The 18,291-nt window shown below is 71.7% G+C and carries 9 protein-coding genes; 2 read left to right on the forward strand and 7 right to left on the reverse strand.

Translation table 11 applies throughout. The annotated features are described in order from the left end of the window. Positions 1–30: 30 nt before the first annotated feature. From ACIHFB_RS13745 to eccD, 3 genes are read right to left on the reverse strand one after another with little or no spacing between them, the layout of a single operon-like run. Positions 31–432 (reverse strand): hypothetical protein, encoded by a 402-nt coding sequence (locus ACIHFB_RS13745; RefSeq protein WP_365280236.1) that lies wholly within the window; start codon positions 430–432, stop codon positions 31–33. Continuing rightward, positions 392–1,885, reverse strand: coding sequence for a type VII secretion protein EccB (eccB, locus tag ACIHFB_RS13750; RefSeq protein ID WP_365280239.1), 1,494 nt, complete (start codon positions 1,883–1,885; stop codon positions 392–394). Before eccB ends, ACIHFB_RS13745 begins: the two co-directional genes overlap by 41 nt. Before the next feature lie 16 nt (positions 1,886–1,901). Next, on the reverse strand, positions 1,902–3,302 hold the full coding sequence (eccD, locus tag ACIHFB_RS13755; protein ID WP_365280242.1) for a type VII secretion integral membrane protein EccD: 1,401 nt from the start codon (positions 3,300–3,302) through the stop codon (positions 1,902–1,904). Between the two features lie 201 nt (positions 3,303–3,503). Here eccD and eccCa point away from each other — a divergent pair, with 201 nt between their 5' ends. Further along, a complete protein-coding gene (gene eccCa, locus ACIHFB_RS13760) occupies positions 3,504–7,484 on the forward strand; it encodes a type VII secretion protein EccCa (protein ID WP_365280546.1) in 3,981 nt (1,326 codons plus the stop codon). A 32-nt stretch (positions 7,485–7,516) separates the two neighbouring features. Here eccCa and ACIHFB_RS13765 read toward each other — a convergent pair whose 3' ends face one another. The 3 genes from ACIHFB_RS13765 to ACIHFB_RS13775 form a co-directional block, all read right to left on the reverse strand. Next, positions 7,517–10,369, reverse strand: a complete 2,853-nt coding sequence (locus ACIHFB_RS13765; RefSeq protein WP_365280245.1) for a BTAD domain-containing putative transcriptional regulator — start codon at positions 10,367–10,369, stop codon at positions 7,517–7,519. A gap of 190 nt (positions 10,370–10,559) precedes the next feature. Then, positions 10,560–10,949 (reverse strand): hypothetical protein, encoded by a 390-nt coding sequence (locus ACIHFB_RS13770; protein ID WP_365280248.1) that lies wholly within the window; start codon positions 10,947–10,949, stop codon positions 10,560–10,562. Between the two features lie 436 nt (positions 10,950–11,385). Further along, complete coding sequence (locus ACIHFB_RS13775) at positions 11,386–12,585, reverse strand: S8 family serine peptidase (RefSeq protein ID WP_400126879.1); 1,200 nt, start codon at positions 12,583–12,585, stop codon at positions 11,386–11,388. A gap of 207 nt (positions 12,586–12,792) precedes the next feature. Between ACIHFB_RS13775 and ACIHFB_RS13780 the strand changes: the two genes are divergently transcribed. After that, positions 12,793–16,110: a right-handed parallel beta-helix repeat-containing protein gene (locus ACIHFB_RS13780; protein WP_365280254.1), complete on the forward strand. Its 3,318-nt coding sequence runs from the start codon at positions 12,793–12,795 to the stop codon at positions 16,108–16,110. A gap of 27 nt (positions 16,111–16,137) precedes the next feature. Here ACIHFB_RS13780 and ACIHFB_RS13785 read toward each other — a convergent pair whose 3' ends face one another. Continuing rightward, positions 16,138–18,150, reverse strand: coding sequence for a BTAD domain-containing putative transcriptional regulator (locus tag ACIHFB_RS13785; RefSeq protein WP_365280257.1), 2,013 nt, complete (start codon positions 18,148–18,150; stop codon positions 16,138–16,140). Between the last annotated feature and the right edge of the window lie 141 nt (positions 18,151–18,291).

Raw genomic sequence — 18,291 nt, forward strand, 5'->3', positions numbered from 1 at the left:
CATCCTCTTTCCGTTTCGGTGTGCGATCGGTCAGCCCTGGAGTGCGTTGAAGACGGACTGCGACTGCTGATACTCCATGTTGACCTGCTCGTTCGCGGAGCCGACGGTCTTCCCGCTTTCCCGCAGCGTATTGTTCAGCTCGTCGATCATCGACTGCAGGTTTCGTGAGATGATTTCGGCCTGGTCGTCCCACAGCTGCAGCAGTTCGTCATAGCTGCGGCCGGTCGAACCTCCCAGACCCACGTTGTTCTTCGTGTTCTCCAGTTCCCACCGGCTCTTCTGCACGGCGGCGAATGCCTGCTCCAGCGCGTTGATTCCGTTTCGGGTGTAGCTCTCTTCCTGCTGTGTGATTCCCTGCACGTTTCCACCTTTCTCGGCAAATACCATCAAACTAGCCGGAATATTTTGCTGAGCCTCCGGCATCTCTGTCATGGGCTCTCTCCCCCTCGCACTTCGGCGCCGTCGACCTCTGGTCGCCGGAGACCGCCGCCTGCTGCGTCAGGTCTGGACCCGTCGGGAGCATGGCCAGCAGTGCGGACGGAATGCCCCGCGCTCGTTCCCCGGTGTAGCCGAGTGCCTTGAGCGCGTCCTCGGACGGCAGCCGGTACTTCATTCCGGTGTCCGTCACCAGGTACAGCGTGTTGCCGACCTCGCTGCCGCTCGCGCCAATGGCGTGCACGAGCGCGCCGCTCCCCGGCCGTACCGCGATCCTGTTGACCGTCACACAGGCCGGGGTCAGCCCCTCGGCGGGCGCCTGCGCGGTCGGGCCGAGGTCCCTGGGTTGGGACAGCGTCACTGCGACGCGCATGCCGTCGGCGGCCGACTCGATGCCGACGCAGAGGGTCTGCCCGCGCGCGACGTCCACCGGCTCCGGCGGCCTCTCGGGCAGCTCCTTGGCGAGGTCGGACAGCTTCGAGTCGCCGGCGAGATTCTCGCTCAGCACGTCGGTGCCCAGACCGCGTGCCGCCACCGAACCGCCCGCGTAGGCCTTCCGCTTGGTCTCCGGGTCGCCGAGCACCAGCGCGGCTCCGGTCGCGGTGATGGGGGCCAGGCCGTCCTCGCGCAACTGATAGAAGCGGGCCTGCGCGCCGGACGCCGTGACCTTGAAGACCTCGCCTATACGGGCCTGCCGGCCGGCCAGCTCCCGTCCGGCCCCGCCCAGTCCCGGCACCTCGGGCGGGGTCAGATCGGGGCCGGCGGGAAGGGAGTTGAGCAGCGCCGCGGAAACCGGCAGCGGCTTCTCGGCGCCGTAGCCCAGGGCCTGCTGGGCGTTGGTACCGTCGTCGACACGCAGCTTGCGGCCCTGCCACACCAGGTAGTTGTTCTTGTCGGGGCCCGTGACCAGCAGCCCCTGCCCCTGCTTGAGGCCGGGGCCTTCGGCCTCGGTGCCGACGGCCACGGTGGTCGCGGTCGAGCCAGTTGTCGTGCCCGAGCAGACCTGCCACGGTCCGGCTGCCAGGTCGTCGGTGCCGGGCGGCTCGTCCGGGGCACCGACGATGCCGACGGGTGTCCCGCGCGGGGCGTCGGCCAGCGACTTGCCGCCGATCGTCATTACCTTCATCTGGTCGCCGGCGAGCAGTCGCGCCGAGGTGAAGTTCCGTACGGGCCGCAGCCGTCCGCCGAGGTAGAGATAGCGGGCGCCGTTGTCCGTGTTGACGACCAGCGTGCCCGGGTCCCGCCAGGAGTCCTTGGTGCCGGGCTTGAGCAGACCGAAGACGAAGGCGCCCGCGCAGATGATGAGCGCGATGAGCACGCTGATCGCGATACCGCGGTTGGTGCGTCCCTGCGGGCTCTCGGGGGCGTCTGGGTCGGCGCGCAGCATGCCGGAGGTCAGCCGCCCCATGACGAACATGTGCGCCTGCACCTGATCGCGTTTGTCGTTCACCGCTCACACCCCCGCATCAGGCCATCAGCCCGCGCAGGGTGCCGTAGACACCGAGCCCCCACAGGACCAGCGGCAGCAGTGCAACGGCGGACAGCGTGTGCAGGATCTCTGCCGCCCGGCCCCAGTACGGCACGAGCCGGGCACCGGGCACGGTCCAGGAGGCGATCGCCATGGTCGCGGTGACGGCCAGCAACCCGGCCACCGCCAGGGGACGGTCGTCGGCTTCGTTGGAGGCGGCATCAAGAATGAGCAGCAGGAGCGGTCCGAGCGTCCCCGGGATGATCAGCGAGAGCCGCTGCCAGGCGTTGCCGAGGCCGCGGCCGTGCAACACCAGCAGCAGTGACAGCACCAGGGCCAGAATCGTCCCCGACAGGTTCGCGAACCGGGCGAGGACGCACAGGCAGGCCGCGCAGACCACGCCCACGGCCCCGTACAGCGAACTCATCCAGCCGTCCGCGAGCGCCGTACGGGCCGCGACGCCGCTGGGCGAGTGCGGCTCGATGCCCTCCTGGAGCTGCTGGGGGGTGGTGGGCAGCGGCGGCATCCGCAGCCCGGACATCCGGAAGGACAGCGAGGGGACGAACGCGCCGAGTAGCACCGCCACCAGCGCGACGACCCCGGCGACATGCTGCAACGCCAGGTCGAGCGTGAGCATCAGGGCTCCGGCGAGAGCGCCGAACGCGGCGACCACCGCGATGCTGAGGAAGAGCGCCGCGTACGCGGCGACGACGGCGACGACGACGACCGCACCGCCGGCTCCCGCCGCACAGGCGGCCAGCAGCCGGGAGCCGACCACCTCGTGGGCATGCTCCCCCGTCAGCTCGCCACCGGGCAGCAGCCAGCCGGCGAAGGCGAGGTAGGGCGCGACCATGACGCCCAGTGCCGCGCCGGCCCCGGCGTCGCCGACCGCGCGGCTGGCCGAGCCGGCGCCCGCCACCAGCAGCAACCCGACCACTGCGGCGCACACCACGCGCAGCCACAGCGAGCCGCCGGGCAGCGCGAGGACAACGAGTCCGGCGGCGAGCGCGACCACTGCGACGCCGCGCAGCAGGCGGCGGCTCGCCTCGGGAGTCCAGCCGTAGGGGCGGGAGTCCATGGTGGTGGAGATGCCGTCCACCAGGTCGTCGAGGTGCACCTCGGGCAGGGCCTCGATGCGGTGCCTGAGGTAGAGGGTCTCGCCGTCGCGCAGATCGTAGGAGCCGAGGGTGCGTTCCTCGTCCATCGGCTCGGCGCCCAGGCGCTGGAGCACCCAGCCTCCGTGGTCGATCCCGGTCTCGGCGAGGTCCTCGCCGCCGTAGCCGACGACGGCGGGCAGCAGGTCGGCCACGGGCACATCAGAGGGAACCGCGAGATCGATGCTCTTGCTGGGCGCGCGGACGGTCATACGGCACAGTCCGGCCGTCTGCGTGTCACTCATGTGCTGGCTCACGCTTCTCCGGGCAGGTTCGGGGTGGGACTGGTTCCAGGCAAACCCTGCTGTCCCCTGACGTCCGTGGGCAAGAACGGACAACGTGGAGACAAACCGGAAGCAAGCTGCGTGCAACGCAAAGGCAACTCCCGCCCCCGCAGAATGCGTTGCAGTGGTTCGTTCAGCTCGTGAGGAGACCGTCCGTTGAGTGTGGTCCTATTCCGCAGGCCGGCCCGCCGCCCCGGTCCGGACATGCCTGAGGGCGAGTTGAGCATGCAGGAGCCTCCGACGTTGCCCGAGGTCGTGCCGGACAGTTCCGCCATATGGAACTACCTGCCGATGGCGATGATGTCGTGCTCGATGATGCTGATGTTCATGCGTCCCGGCATGTCACGCAGCTCCGGGAGCCACTTCCTCTATCTCGCGGTCGGCATGATGGTGCTGGCGTCGGCGGCGATGATGCTCGGCCAGATGATGCGGAAGGCCAGCGAGCGCAAGCAGCGTCTCAAGGGCGAGCGGCGCGACTATCTGCGCTATCTCACCCAGACCCGCCGCAAGGTGCGCACCGCGGTCGCCGCTCAGCAGGAGGCGCTGGCCTGGCGGCATCCCGAACCCGCGGCGCTGTGGTCGATGGTGGGCACCACCCGGTTGTGGGAACGCCGCTCCCAGGACGAGGACTTCGGGGAGATCCGGGTGGCCGTGGGGGACCAGAAACTGGGCCTGCGGCTGACCCCGAAGTCCAGCACGCCCGTCGAGGACCTGGAGCCGCTCTCCGCGCACGCCCTGCGCAGCTTCATCCGCGCCTACGGGACCGTGCCCGACCAGCCCATCGCGATCTATCTGCGCGCCTGGGCGCGGGTACTGATGCGCGGCGACGAGGACCGGGCGCGCTCGCTGGCCCGGGCCCTGATCGGCCAACTCGCCACGTTCCACGCGCCGGACGACCTGTGGCTGGCGCTGTGCGTCTCCGACGAGCGGCGCGAGGAGTGGGAGTGGGCCAAGTGGCTGCCGCACAACCTGCATCCGCAGGAGAACGACGGCGCGGGCCGGGCCCGGATGTTCGCCTCCGCCTTCAACGAGCTGGAGGACCTGCTCGGCGCGGAATTCCTGGAGCGCCCGCCCTTCGACCCCGACGCCGTCGCCGGGCGCGAGGAGCCGTTCACCGTGATCGTCGTGGACGGCGGAAGCGTACCCTCCGGGCACCGGCTGGACGGCTCCGGATTCCGCAATGCCGTGGTCATCGATCTCAGCGGGGCGCTGACCTGGCGCCCCAGCCGGGTCACGCTCCGCTTCGAGGTGTCCGAGGACGACTTCTCGCTCGTCCGCACCGACCGCGAGCGCAAGGAGCAGACCACCCGACTGGGCCGGCCAGACCGGTTCGGGACGGTCGGCGCCACCGCACTGGCCAAGCGGATAGCCCCGTACCGGATGGGCGTGGGCGTGGGCGTCGACAGCGCCACACCTCTCTCCAGCGACGTGGAGCTGACCACGCTGCTCAGCATCTCCGACCTGCATCACCATGACCCGATCACGCTGTGGAACCGCAGCACCGGCAGCGCCCGGCTGCGGGTGCCGATCGCCGTGAGCGGCGACGGCGCCCCGGTGGAGCTGGACATCAAGGAGTCGGCGCAGGGCGGCACCGGGCCGCACGGCATGCTCATCGGGGCCACCGGTTCCGGCAAGAGCGAGCTGCTGCGCACGCTCGTCCTCGCACTGGCGCTCAGCAACTCCTCCGAGACCCTCAACTTTGTCCTCGTCGACTTCAAGGGCGGCGCCACCTTCCTCGGCCTGGACGAGCTGCCGCACACCTCGGCCGTGATCACCAACCTGGCCGGTGAGGCCGCACTGGTCGGCCGGATGCAGGACGCGCTGCACGGCGAACTGATGCGGCGCCAGGAGCTGTTGCGCGCCGCCGGCAACTACACCTCAGCACTCGAATACGAGAAGGCGCGGGCCGCAGGCGTTCCGCTGGCGCCGCTGCCCAGCCTGTTCGTCGTCGTCGACGAGTTCAGCGAACTGCTCGCGGCGCACCGGGAGTTCATGGAGCTATTCGTGATGATCGGCCGGCTCGGTCGCAGCCTGGGCGTCCATCTGCTGCTCGCCTCGCAGCGGCTGGACGAGGGCCGGATGCACCAGTTGGAGAGCCATCTGTCCTACCGGATCGGGCTGCGCACCTTCTCCGCCATGGAGAGCCGCGGCGTGCTCGGGGTGTCTGACGCCTACGAGCTGCCGCCGCAGCCGGGCAGCGGCTATCTCAAGTCCGGGGTCGAGGCGCTGACCCGCTTCCGCGCCGCCTACGTCTCCGGTTCCTACCGGGAGCGCCGCTCGGGTGCCAACCAGGCCCGGGTGGCCAGTCAGACCGTGCCCTGGACATCCGGCTATGTGGTGCCGCGCCAGCTGCCCGACGAGCCGGCACCGGAGTCCGAGCCGGAGCCCGACGAGGAGGGTGGGGACACCCTGCTGTCGGTGGCCGTGGACCGACTGCGCGACGCAGGTCCGCCGGCCCACCAGGTGTGGCTGCCGCCACTGGACCAGCCGGCCAGCCTGGACCAGATCCTGCCGCCGCTGACCCCCGACCCCGAGCTCGGTCTGACCACCGTCGGCTGGAAGGGCCGCGGCCGGCTGGCCGTTCCGATCGGCATCGTGGACAAGCCGTTCGAGCAGCAGCGCGACCTGCTGACCATCGATCTGTCCGGGGCAGGCGGCCATGTGGCCATCGCGGGCGGTCCGCAGAGCGGCAAGAGCACCCTGGTCCGCACCATCCTGACGGCGCTCGCCGTGACCCACACCCCGCGCGAGGTGTCGTTCTTCTGCCTCGACTTCGGCGGCGGCACGCTGGCCTCGCTGGCCGGGCTACCGCACACGGCCGGTGTCGCGGCCCGGCTGGAGACCGAGCGGGTGGGCCGTACGATCGCCGAGATCACCTCGCTGCTCAGCTCCCGGGAGCGGTTCTTCCTGGAGCACGGCATCGACTCGATGCCGACGTTCCGCCGCCGCCGCGCCGCCGGGGAGTTCCCCGACCAGGACTACGGCGACGTCTTCCTCGTCATCGACGGGTGGTCCACCGTGCGCGCCGACTTCGACCACACCATCCAGACGTTCCACGCCATCGCGGCCCGCGGCCTCAACTACGGCGTGCACCTCATCGTCACCACGGCCCGCTGGGTGGAACTGTCCTCCGGCGTGCGCGACCAGGCCGCCACCCACCTGGAGCTGCGGATGGGCGACGCGATGGACTCCGAGATCGACTCCCGCCGCGCCGCCACCGTCCCCCGGCTGGCCGGACGGGGCCTCACCCGGGAGGACAAGCTCCACTACCTGAGTGCGCTGCCCCGCATCGACGGCATCGAGAGCACGGAGGACCTCGCCGACGGGGTCGACGGGCTGGTGTCGGCGGTCAAGGAGAGCTGGCCGGGCGGCCGGACCCCGCAAGTGCGGATGCTGCCCACCAAGCTGCCGGCTCGGGAGCTGCCGGCGCCGGACGGCGATCTGCGGATGCCGCTCGGCCTGGAGGAGAACGAACTCTCCGTGGTCCGGCACGACTTCGCGGAGAACCCGCACCTGATCGTGGTGGGCGACACCGAGAGCGGCAAGACCAACCTGCTGCGGCTGACCGCCAAGGCCATCATGGACCGCTACACACCGGCCGAGGCGCGGATCATGGTCGTGGACCTGCGGCGCGACCTGGTCGAGGCGGTCCCCGACGCGTACCGGCTCGGGCACGCCGTCTCCACCGACGCGCTCAAGGACCTGGTCGACGGCGCGGCACGCGCCGTGAAGACCCGGCTGCCGGGCCCGGAGATCACCCCGGCCCGGATGCGGCTGGCCGACTGGTGGAGCGGCCCGCGGCTGTTCATCCTGGTCGACGACTACGACATGCTGGGCACGGGCATCGGAATCGCGCCGTTCGAGCCTCTGATGCCCCACCTCGCGCTCGGCTACGAGGTCGGCCTGCACCTCGTCGTGGCGCGTGCTGCGGCAGGCGCCAGCCGGGGCCTGAACGACCTCCTGATGCGGCGCCTCCAGGAGGCCAACACCCCTGCGCTGCTGCTGTCCTGTCCGCCGACCGAGGGTTATCTCATCGGCAATGTCAAGGGCCGGGCCATGGCGCCGGGGCGCGCCACGCACATCGCCCGCCGCAAGGCGACTCAGGTGCAGACGGCGCTGGTGGACGAAGAAATCCGGCCGTGAAGTGAACCACTCGCCGCGCTGAGTCGTGGTTGCTAACCGTCCGGGCGGCGGAGTTTCCCGCGGACCGCTTCGGCTTCCGGGCGGTCGGACTCCTGGAGGAGCGCCAGCGCCTGCTGCCATCGGGTGCGGGCCGCCGCTGGCCGGCTCTTATCCCAGAGGGCGTCGCCGAGGTGATCGAGGGCGTCGGCTTCGCCCCAGCTGTTACCGACTTCCCGCATTATCTCCAGCGCCTGGTGCAGACTTTCCATGGACTCGTCATGGCGAAGCCGCTGGTGGAGGACGACGCCGAGGACGTCGAGGGCGACGCCTTCAACCCAGCGGTAGCCGGTGGCCCGCAGGACCACCAGTGCGCGCCGCAGGTAGTCGATCGCCTCGTCGGTGCGGCCGAGCCGATGGCACGCTTCGCCCAACTGGGCCAGGGCGATACCCTCCACCCACTCATCGCCGTTGGCCCGGGAGAGGGCCAGCGCGCGGTTGAGATAGTCGAGGGCATCGTCGAGCTGCCCCGCTTGCAGATACGCGACGCCTAGGCCGCTCACGGCCTGGGCGCTGCCGTAGGGGTCCCCGAGCTGCTGGTAGAGCGCCAGCGCCTCCCGGTAGTTCGCGATGGACTCCTCGAACCGGCGCGTTGTCGTGTGCGCGACGGCCACTTCGATGAGGCTCCATGCCTCGCCCCAGGGGTCCTCGGCCTTGCGGGCGCTCTCGAGCGACGCCTGTGCGATGTTGAGCCAGTCGTTCAGATGGCCGCGGAGGTAGGAGAACCCCCACAGGGAGGAGGTCAGCTGCCACGCCAGGTCGGGCCGGTGCATTCCGGCGGCCTGGTGCACGGTGGCGACGAAGTTGGAGCGCTCGATCTCGCACCACCGCAGTGCCTGGCCGCGCGAGGTGAATGTCAGGGGTTCGCATTCAGGGGGCGGGGGCCCGAGAGGGAACGGGCGGTGAGAGGGGGAGACGTGACCGTAGACGGCGGCCGCAGTGTGCAGGTACAAGTGCGCCAGCCGTTCCACGGCCCGGTCCCGCTCCTTTGGCGGCTCTTGCGCGGCGACGCGTTCGGCGGCGTAGACGCGCAGGAGGTCGTGCAGGGTGTAACGGCCGGGCGTGTGCTCGTTCAAGAGGTGGGCCCGGGTGATCTCCGCGAGCAGGCCGCGGGTCTCGCGGAGGGGGAGCCCGGCAAGAGCTGCCGCGGCGTGGCCGGAGATGTCCATGCCGCAGTGCAGGCCGAGCAAGCGGAAGAGTCGCGCGGCTGGTGCGGACAGGGCGTCGTAGGACCAGGAGAAGACGGTGCGTACGTCCGAGGTGGGGTCGCCGCCGGTGAGCGCGTCCAGGTTGCCCCGGCCCTCGCGCAGCTCTCCGGCGACGGTGGCGAGAGTGAACCCGGGGTTGGTTGCGGCACGCGCCGCGACGACGGCCAGGGCCAGGGGCAGTCGCCCGCAACACTCGATGATCTCGTTCGCGGCCTGCGGTTCCGCCGTCAGCCGTACTGCACCGACGCGGCGCGCCAGCAAGTCGTGGGCCTCGGCGGGAGGCAGCGGGCCCAGTGTCAGCGGCTGCGCCCCCTCGCGGGTGACCAGACCGGCGAGCTGACTGCGGCTGGTGACGATGGCCAGACAGTCGGCGGAGCCGGGCAGCAGCGGGCGGACCTGCTCGGTGTCACGGGCGTTGTCGAGGAGAACCAGCACCCGTTGGTCGGCGAGCAGACTGCGGTAGAGGGCGGTCTGAGCGTCCAGCGAGCCCGGGATCGTCTGCGGGGGGACGCCGAGCGCGTCGAGGAACGCACGGATCGCCTCCGAAGAAGAGACGACCGCACCGGTCGGATCGAATCCGCGCAGATTGACGTAGAGCTGCCCGTCGGGATAGTGCCCGGCGATCCGGTGGGCCCAGTGCACCGCCAGGGCCGTCTTGCCGATCCCCGCCATCCCGCTGATCACCGTGACGGTCGAGGACGTTGTGGTGTCCGGGCCGAGAGTCCGGACCTGCTTGAGTTCGTCCTCGCGCCCGGTGAAAGTCGGCAGATCGGCAGGCAGCTGTGCGGGACCGGCCACCTGCCCGGCAGCCCCGGGCTCACGAGAAGAAAGCCGCTGCTGCGGGCCGGAGCGTTCCGGTAGCAGCGAAGCATCGGCCGCCAGGATCCGGTCGTGCAGATCCCGCAGCGATACGCCGGGCTCGACGCCCACCTCGGCCACCAGCGTGCCCCGCGTCCTGCGGTACGCCGCCAGCGCCTCGGCCTGCCGCCCGGACCGGTAGAACGCGAGCATCAGAAGCCGGCACAACTCCTCACGCAATGGGTACTCACCCGTGAGCGAGATCAGCCGGGGAACCGCCTCACCCAGCTGCCCCAACTCCACCTCGATCTCCAGACAGCTCTCCAGCACCGTCAGCCGCTCCTCGGCCAGCCGCGAGCGCTCCACCTCCGCCAACGGCCCGGGAATCCCCGCCAACGGCACCCCTTCCCACTGTGCCAACCCGGCTCGCAGCAGGTCCGCAGCCGCCGCGAGCTCACCCGCGGCACGCTGCTTTCGCCCCTCGGCAACCCGCTGCTCGAACACGCCCAAGTCCACAGCGCGCTCAGGGACACGCAGCAGGTACCCATCCGCGGCCGAGACAAGCACCCGCGGAGGCCCACCGACGCCACGTTCCTCTTCTAGAAGCTTGCGTAGCCGCGACGCGTACGTGCGCAGCACAGACACCGCAGCGGGCGGAGGTGCCTCCCCCCAGACAGCGTCAACGAACTCGGCCACCGTGACGGGGCGCCCGCGTCGTAGCAGCAACACTGCCAACACCACGCGTTGCTGTGGCGAGCCCAGGTTCAGTTCACGCTTGCCGCGCCACGCCCGGACCGGCCCCAGTACGGAAAAGTAAAGAGAATCTTCGTTGGATGCGCTCACAAGCCCGATCCACTCCGCGGTCAATGCCCGTCCGCGGACGCTAGCACGACCACATTTCCGCTTTTGTTAAGACTTTGAGTGGATTCTGGAGTGAGACATCGCAGAGATCACGGACCGTGACGCGACGCATCAGCATGGTGACCCCGGGCAGGGCCGCCCCGCCCTCGGTCGGGCGGGGCTTCCTGACTGTTCAGGTCGAACCACCCGGGGAATTGACGGCGAAATGGGGAGCGGCGGTGCTGCCGGTAGTGCTGATCACGCGGCTCGTCCCGGCCTTGTAGTCCACGAAACCGATGTAGAAGGTGCTGGGGGAGGCGTGACCGTAGACATAAAGCCGCCCGGAGAACCCGACCCGTGCGCTGGTGCAGTTCCCGGGCTGGACGATACGTGATTGCCAGCCCCTGCCGCCCCCTGCCTTGAGTTCGACAGAGGAATCGTAGCTGCCCCTGGCACAGACCTTTATCGTCCCGCTCGCGGCGGCGCCCGCCGGGCTTGCTGTCGCGGCTACCACCCCCGTGACCAGCAGAGCAGTGCCGCCAAGGGCGGTCGCCGCCCGCGTAAGATTCCTGGCTCCGGCCATGAGTTTCCTTTCTGAGATGTAGTGCGTCAAATCCTTTTCGGTGCCGTTGACGAAGACGTTATCCGGCGGCTCTTGTTCAAAGATTGCGCGCAGCCGTAGTTACTCTCCGGAAGGGCATTCTGGGCCCCGAACAGAATCAGGCCCCCATCCTGCGGCCATACCGGATGGGGCGTCCGATGCCTTCCGAAGCTCCTCTGCCCCTCTTACCAGCGGGTGGAGGAGCTTTTTCTCTTCAAAATCGAAACGCTGAGCATTCCGCGCGGAGGGGGCTGGCCGGCGCCTGCGACTGCCGGCGCTGAACCACCCGATGCTCGACGACCGCAACGACACCCCCTCCAGCTCCAGAACTGACGCGCCCTGCCCCGCTGCGCCGCGAACTCGCCAAGCACTGCTTGCGGCTGCCGGAACTGCGAGCGGGGGGCCTTCCGGTTCCTCCTCAGCGCGGCGCCCGCCAGCCACGGGCGCGACCCCGGGGAATCACCACGGCGGCGCCCGCCACCAGCAGCACCAGCCCGCCGCCCGCGCCGGCGATGGCCAGCGCGCGGTGGCGCGGTCCGTTGGGGGCCTTTTCGGGAAGCTGGGCCGCGGCCTGCCGGGGCGCGGCCCCCCGCCCGTCGGTCAGCACCGTCGTCAGCGCCGCGTACGGGTCCAGGCGCGGCGGGTTGTCCGGGTAGCTGCCGACCGTGAGCAGACGCGCCGTCTCGTCCGCCGTCAGCTTCGGGTACCGGGCCCGGACGAGGGCCGCGGCGCCCGCCACATGCGCTGCGGCCAGTGAGGAGCCGGAGCCGTAGTAGTGCCCCGAGCCACTTGGGCCGACGCTGACCACCGCGTCTCCCGGGGCCGCGAGGTCCGCTCCGGTCGTCGGCGGGGCCTGCTCGGGGCGTTTGCCGCCGGGGCCGTAGTCGCCGACGGACAGCACTCCGTCAGCAGAGGCGGGCCAGTACCAGGGGGCCCGCTCGACCGGCTCACCGGTCTTGCTGTCCTTGGGGAGGGCGTCCGGGACGACGGGCGCGACGACCAGGGCGTCGCGCCGGGCCGCGTGCTCGACGGCGGCGGACAGCTCGTCCTTGCCGGTGGCCATGGCGCGTCCGACGTAGATGACGTCGGCACCCTGGTCGGCCGCTGTGCGGATGCCGGCGGCCAGTGTCCCGGGCGTCGTCCCGCCCCGGGTGTCGGTGCCGCGCACCGCCAGGATGCGGGCACGGGGCGCGAGTCCGGCCACGCCCACGCCGTCGGCGGGCGCGGCCGCGATCAACCCTGCCGCGAAGCTGCCATGGCCCACACAGTCCTCGCCGGCGTCGCCGACCGCCTTGACCCGGCCGGAGAGCGCGGGGATGCCGGTGCCGACGCCGGTGTCCACCACGGCGACGGTCACCCCGGCGCCCTCGGTGAGCCGCCAGGCTCGCGACAGCCCGAGCGGCCGCCTGCTCCAGGGCTGCTGCTCGGCCCTGTCGGTGGAGGCCTTCGCACACGGTTCGCCGGAGGTCAACACCGCACTGACGGACGGGAGTTGGACGACGCCGTCGGCGGCGGCCGGGGCCGCGGCGGCGGCGGCGGCGGCCAGCGAGGCCGTGGCCAGCACAGCGGCGGCCAGCGCCCGCACTCTCGGAGGGCGGTGAGAGAGAGCTCGTCGCATAAGGCGCATGCTACGGCGCCCGCCACGGCGTTCGACGGCGGAGACAATCCGGAGACAATCCAACTCCCCCGGCATTCCTGGCTGTTCGCACCGGCGTTCCCGTAGCCTGCGTGCAAGAACGCGCGTCGCTCCACCGAAAGGAGCCGCCGCGGCCCGCCCCCGGGTCAGGGGCACCCCCACCAGTACCGCTACCAGGAGGTCCCGACCGTGCCACGGCAGTCGCTCAGGGTCGATCCAGACGGGACGGACGGCTTCCCGACGATCGGCGAGGCCCTGGCACAGGCGCGCAGCGGAGCCGTGATCCGCGTCCGGCCGGGCCGTTACCGGGAGAACCTCACCGTCAAGACCCGGGTGACGATCGTCGCGGACGGCGAACGCGGCAGCGTGGAGATCTGCCCGCAGCGCGGCACCGCCCTGGTGCTGGTCGCGGACGCGGTGATGCTCACCGATCTGACGCTGCGCGGGGGCAGCGAGGACCTACCGGTGGTGGACGCGCCGCGCGGCCAGGTGGCGATGGACGGCTGCACCGTCGTGGGCGGGGGCTGGACGGCGGTGCTGGCCCGGGAGAACGGCTCGCTGGCCATGCGGGACTGCCGGGTCTCCAACCCGGAGGGCGCCGGGGTCGTGGACACCGCGCCCACCGAGAGCATCGTCGCCGACTGCCTGATCGAGCATCTGGGCACCTCCGCCGTCGTCCTGGGCGAGCGGGCCCGCACCGTGGTCCGCGGCTGCCGGATCCGGGACGCCAAGGGCAACGGGGTGCTGGCCAACGGCGAGGCGCAGGGCCTGGTCGAGGACTGCGACATCTCCGGCACCGAGAAGCCGGGCATCGCACTGGAGGGCCGGTGCGCCACCCGCGTGGCACGCGGCACCGTGCACGACACCTCGGTCGGCGTGTATGTGACCAGCGGCGCCCGCCCGGTCCTGGAGGACGTGACGGTCACCGACACCACCGGGCCCGGCATCGTGCTCTCCCAGGGCGCCGACCCGGAGCTGCGGCGCTGCCGCACCAAGCGGACCCAGGGCAACGGCCTCACGGTCACGGAGCGGTCCCGGGGCACCCTGGACGGCTGCGACTTCGACGGCGCGGCGAGCGCGGCGATCCGGGTGACCGGATCCAGCGCCCCCCTGCTGACCGGCACCACGGTGCGCACCTGCGCGGACAGGACGGGCGCCGTCCTTCTGTGCGAGGACTCCTCGGCCGAGTTCGACCGACTGGAGGTGCTGGATGCGGCGGGTGTCGGCGTGTCCATCCGCTCCGGCGCCGACCCGCTGCTGCGCAATGCCCTGGTCGTCGGCGCGGGGGGCCACGGAGTGGAGGTGCTGGAGGACGGCCGCGGCCGGCTGCATGGCTGCACGGTCGAGCGCTGCGAGGGCACGGGCGTGCACATCTCGGGCGGCGGAGCGCCCGAGATGGCCGACACTGTGGTGCGCTCAACCGGGCAGGCCGGTGTCCGCCTCGGCTCCGGGGGTCGCGGAACGATGCGTGACTGCGAGATCCACGACAGTCGTACGGCCGGGCTGCTGGTGGACGGCGGCGGCGAGCTGACCGCGGTGCGCACCCAGGTGACCGGGGCGGCCTCGCACGGCGTGCTGGTCGCCGACGGCGGGAGGGCCGCGCTGGACGGCTGCCGGATGAGCGGCAGCACCGGCGACGGCGTCCGCGTCGACAGCTCCGAGGAGGTCGCCCTGACCGACTGCGCCGTCCACGACAACCGCGGCGCCGGGCTCAGACAGTCCCGCGTCACCGAGCGGCTCAGCGTCGAAAGGCTCCACAGCAACGGCAACGGCCTCCCGGACGCGTGGGGCGAGGCCGCCGAAGAGCTGGCCGCCGAGGGATCCGGTGCCGGGCGGGAGCAGCGGCGCCCCCAGGGGCCGCTGGAGGAACTGGAGTCGCTGATCGGTCTGGCCGACGTCAAGCACCAGGTGCACACCCTCGTCAACCTCAACCAGCTCGCGCAGCGCCGCGCCAGCCTCGGCATGCCCGTCCCGCCCATGAGCCGGCACCTGGTCTTCTCCGGACCGCCCGGCACCGGCAAGACGACGGTGGCCAGGCTCTACGGCGGCATCCTGGCGGAGCTCGGCGTGCTGCCCTCGGGGCACCTGGTGGAGGCCTCAAGGGCCGATCTGGTCGCCCGGGTCATCGGTGGTACGGCCATCAAAACCACCGAGGCGTTCAACGAGGCCATCGGCGGCGTGCTGTTCATCGACGAGGCCTACACCCTGCTGTCCGACAGCAAGGGGTCAGGGGCCGACTTCGGCCGGGAGGCCATCGACACGCTGCTGAAGCTGATGGAGGACCACCGCGACGAGATCGTCGTCATAGTCGCCGGATACACCGACGAGATGGCGCAGTTCATGGCCTCCAACCCCGGCCTGACGTCCCGCTTCACCCGCACTGTCGAATTCGCCAACTACTCCGTCGACGAGCTGGTGACCATCACCGAGAGCATGTGCCGGGCCCACCACTACGACCTGGCCCCGGAGACTCTGGAGGCGCTCGCGCAGCGCTACGAGCGGATGCCGCGCGACTCCGCGTTCGGCAACGGCCGCGCGGCCCGCCAGGTGTTCGAGGAGATGGTGGACCGGCAGGCCTTCCGGCTCGGCTCCCTGGCCGACCCGGCGGCGGAGGCCGATCTGTCGCTGCTGCTGCCGGAGGACGCCGGCGACGGCGCCGCGGCGAAGGACGGCGCCGACGGGCGCGGTTCCGAGGAGCTGCTGGCCGAACTCCACGCCATGATCGGCCTGCACGCCGTGAAGCAGGAGGTCACCGACCTGGTCAACCTGCTGTCCGCCACCCGGCAGCGGCAGGCGGCAGGGCTGCCCGTGCCGAAGGTCAGCAACCACCTCGTCTTCTCCGGCCCACCTGGCACCGGCAAGACCACGGTCGCGCGGCTCTACGCCGATCTGCTGCACTCCCTCGGCGTGCTGCCCACGGGCCAGCTCGTGGAGGTGGCCCGCGCCGACCTGGTGGGCCGCTACGTGGGCCATACCGCGCAGCTCACCAAGGAGGTCTTCGACCGCGCCCTGGGCGGCGTGCTGTTCATCGACGAGGCCTACACGCTCACTCCCGAAGGCGCCGGCTCCGACTTCGGCCAGGAGGCCGTGGAGACGCTGCTGAAGCTCATGGAGGACCATCGCGACGAGATCGTCGTCATCGTCGCCGGATACACCGACGAGATGGACCGCTTCCTGGCCTCCAATCCGGGCCTGGCCTCCCGCTTCGCCCGCTCGGTCGCGTTCGAGAACTACTCGACCGACGAGCTGGTCGAGATCACCGGCCGCTACGCCGCGAGCTCGGGCTACGACTGCGCGTCCGGGACCTTGCAGGCGCTCGGCGCCTACCTGGAACAGCTGCCGCGCGACCGCTCGTTCGGCAACGCGCGCACCGCGCGGCAGACGCTGGAGGCGATGATGACCCGACAGGCCCGCCGGATCGGCGCGATCTCCGCGCCCAGCCTGGACGACCTGCGGCTGCTGCTGCCGGAGGACCTGCCGCAGCAGGCCCGGCTGACGGCGCGCTGACGGCGCGCTGCGGCCAGGGGCGCCGTCTCAGCCGTTCCCCCTCCGGGGCCCGGGCAGCCGTACTCCCAGCGGGCTCGGCTCGGCGGCGGGCGCCATCGGGCCCGCCACCCGCAGGTGGCGGGCCAGGCGGGCCCGATCGGCACCGCGGCGGGTGAGGAGCTTGCGGGCGAGCGCGGCGTGCACCATCTGCCGCGCGGAGGGGGTCAGAGTGCTCAGCACCACCTCGCGCGGCAGCTCGGGGAACCGGTAGCCGCCCTCAGCGCGTTCGCCGGAGTCCGCCTCCCAGGCCAGCAGCCGGACCGCGACCGCCGCGTCGACCTGCGGCAGCAGCAGATCGGGCGGCATGGACTGGATCTCGGCGAGCAGCCCGATATCGAGCCATTCGCCGTCGGCCGCCGCGTAGCGGAGCATCTGCCGTACCGGCTCGGAGAGTTCGGCCAGGCGGGCGTGCACCGCTCCGCGCACTGCGGTCGGCACCCGGGCCGCGGGCCCGGTGCGCCGCTCCGGCGGGAGCTTGAGCAACTCGCCCAGGACGAACGGGCTGCCCGCCGCGCGCCGGTGCAGCCGTACGGCCTCGTCCGCCGTGGTGGCGCCGCCGTGCGCCGCGAGGAGCTCGGTCACGTCCGCCACAGTGAGCGGCTCCAGCGGCAGCCAGATCGTGCCGCGGCGGGCGAGCGCCGACAGCAGCCCGCTGGCGGAGGGGTCGTCCGCCTCGCGCACCGCGCAGACCACCGCGACGCGGGCGTCCGGCAGCGCACCGACGAGCCGCAGCAGCAGGGCGTGGAAGTCCGGGGGTGCCCAGTCGAGGTCGTCGAGGACGCACAGGGTGGAGGTGGGGGCGCGAGTAAGGTCCCGGACGAGCTGCTCCAGTGGGTCTCCTCCGGCGGCTCCCGAGCGGTCCGGCCCCCGGCCGGAGCGCGGCTCCTCTCCTGTGTCCCGGGCGTTCTGCCGCAGGGCGCCCAGGAGTTCGGCGGCGGGGCGCCCGCCGGGCGACTTGCGGTGCGGTCCGACCGCCTCGCCGCCCGCGACGCGGACGACGGCGAAGCCCGCCGCTGTGGCCTCGTCGGCGACGTCCTCCAGCAGCCGGGTCTTGCCGGAGCCCGGCTCGCCTGAGACCACCGCCCACCCGGTGTGCCCCGCAGCGGCCGCCGAGAGCAGCGCGGCCAGCTGCGCGGTCTCCTCGACCCGGCCGACCAGCGGCGCGGCGGCCCTCCGCTCGGCCGCGAGGGGGACGGCCGGGTGAGGCCCCAGGTCGTCGAGGTACTCGGTCTCGTGCCGCAGGATCGCGGAATGCAGTCTGCCCAGCACGGGGCTCGGGTCCAGGCCCAGCTCCCTCGCGAGCATCCCCCGGAACCGGTCGTAGCGCCCGAGCGCCTCCACCGACCGACCCGCAGCGTAGAGCGCGCGCATCAGCAGTGCCCAGGACGCCTCGCGCAGCGGGGCGCTGAGCGCGAGCTCCTCGGCGACCTCGATGGCGAGCTCCAGATCGCCCTGGCGCAGCAGGATGGTGGCCCGCAGCTCCTTGGCGTCCTGGTGGAGGGCGTCCAGCCGCTCCCGCTCACGTATCGCGAAGGCGTACTCGGCCGCGTCGCCGAGGGCCTCGCCGCGCCACAGCCCGAGAGCCGCGTCCACCTCTCGCTGCGCGGCCGGGAGCCGGCCCTGTTTCAGGGCGCCCCGCACCCGGCGCAGGGAGTCCTCGAAGGCAGTGGTGTCCCGGGCCTCGGAGGGCACCTTCAGGGAATAGCCGGCCGGCCCGGCCACCAGCACGCTGGGGCGACCCCGCCGGTCCGGGTCGAGGACCGCACGGAGCCTGCTGACGTGGGCCCGCACGGAGGACAGTGCGCCGGACGGCTGGTGGTCGTGCCACAACGATCGGCACAGCTCACTGACAGGAACGGGCCTGCCGTCCTCGATGAGCAGCCGGGTCAACAGCACTCTGCGCTGCCGCGGCCCCAGGTCCAGTAGGACGCCGTCGCGCTGGACCTGGACGGGCCCCAGCAGCCGGTACCACGTATGGCGGCCTTCGGCGGTCGAGTTCACTGGGTTCCCCTCTTCACGGGAGCGGTTCGCGCACAGGTCCCGTTCCCGCTCGCGGCCCGGCCAGAGATGGGCTGGCCAGAGATGGGCCAGCGATGCACGGACGCGCACGTGAGGCGACGGCGCCGGCCCGTGACGGCTGGT

The sequence above is a fragment of the Streptomyces sp. NPDC051963 genome (genome assembly GCF_044593495.1).
In the GTDB taxonomy this organism is placed as follows: domain Bacteria; phylum Actinomycetota; class Actinomycetes; order Streptomycetales; family Streptomycetaceae; genus Streptomyces.

Excerpts from the sequence above, each read along its gene's own strand:
- eccD (WP_365280242.1), bottom strand. The coding sequence starts at position 3,302 with ATGAGTGACACGCAGACGGCCGGACTGTGCCGTATGACCGTCCGCGCG.
- ACIHFB_RS13745 (WP_365280236.1), bottom strand. The coding sequence starts at position 432 with ATGACAGAGATGCCGGAGGCTCAGCAAAATATTCCGGCTAGTTTGATG.
- ACIHFB_RS13775 (WP_400126879.1), bottom strand. The coding sequence starts at position 12,585 with ATGCGACGAGCTCTCTCTCACCGCCCTCCGAGAGTGCGGGCGCTGGCC.
- ACIHFB_RS13770 (WP_365280248.1), bottom strand. The coding sequence starts at position 10,949 with ATGGCCGGAGCCAGGAATCTTACGCGGGCGGCGACCGCCCTTGGCGGC.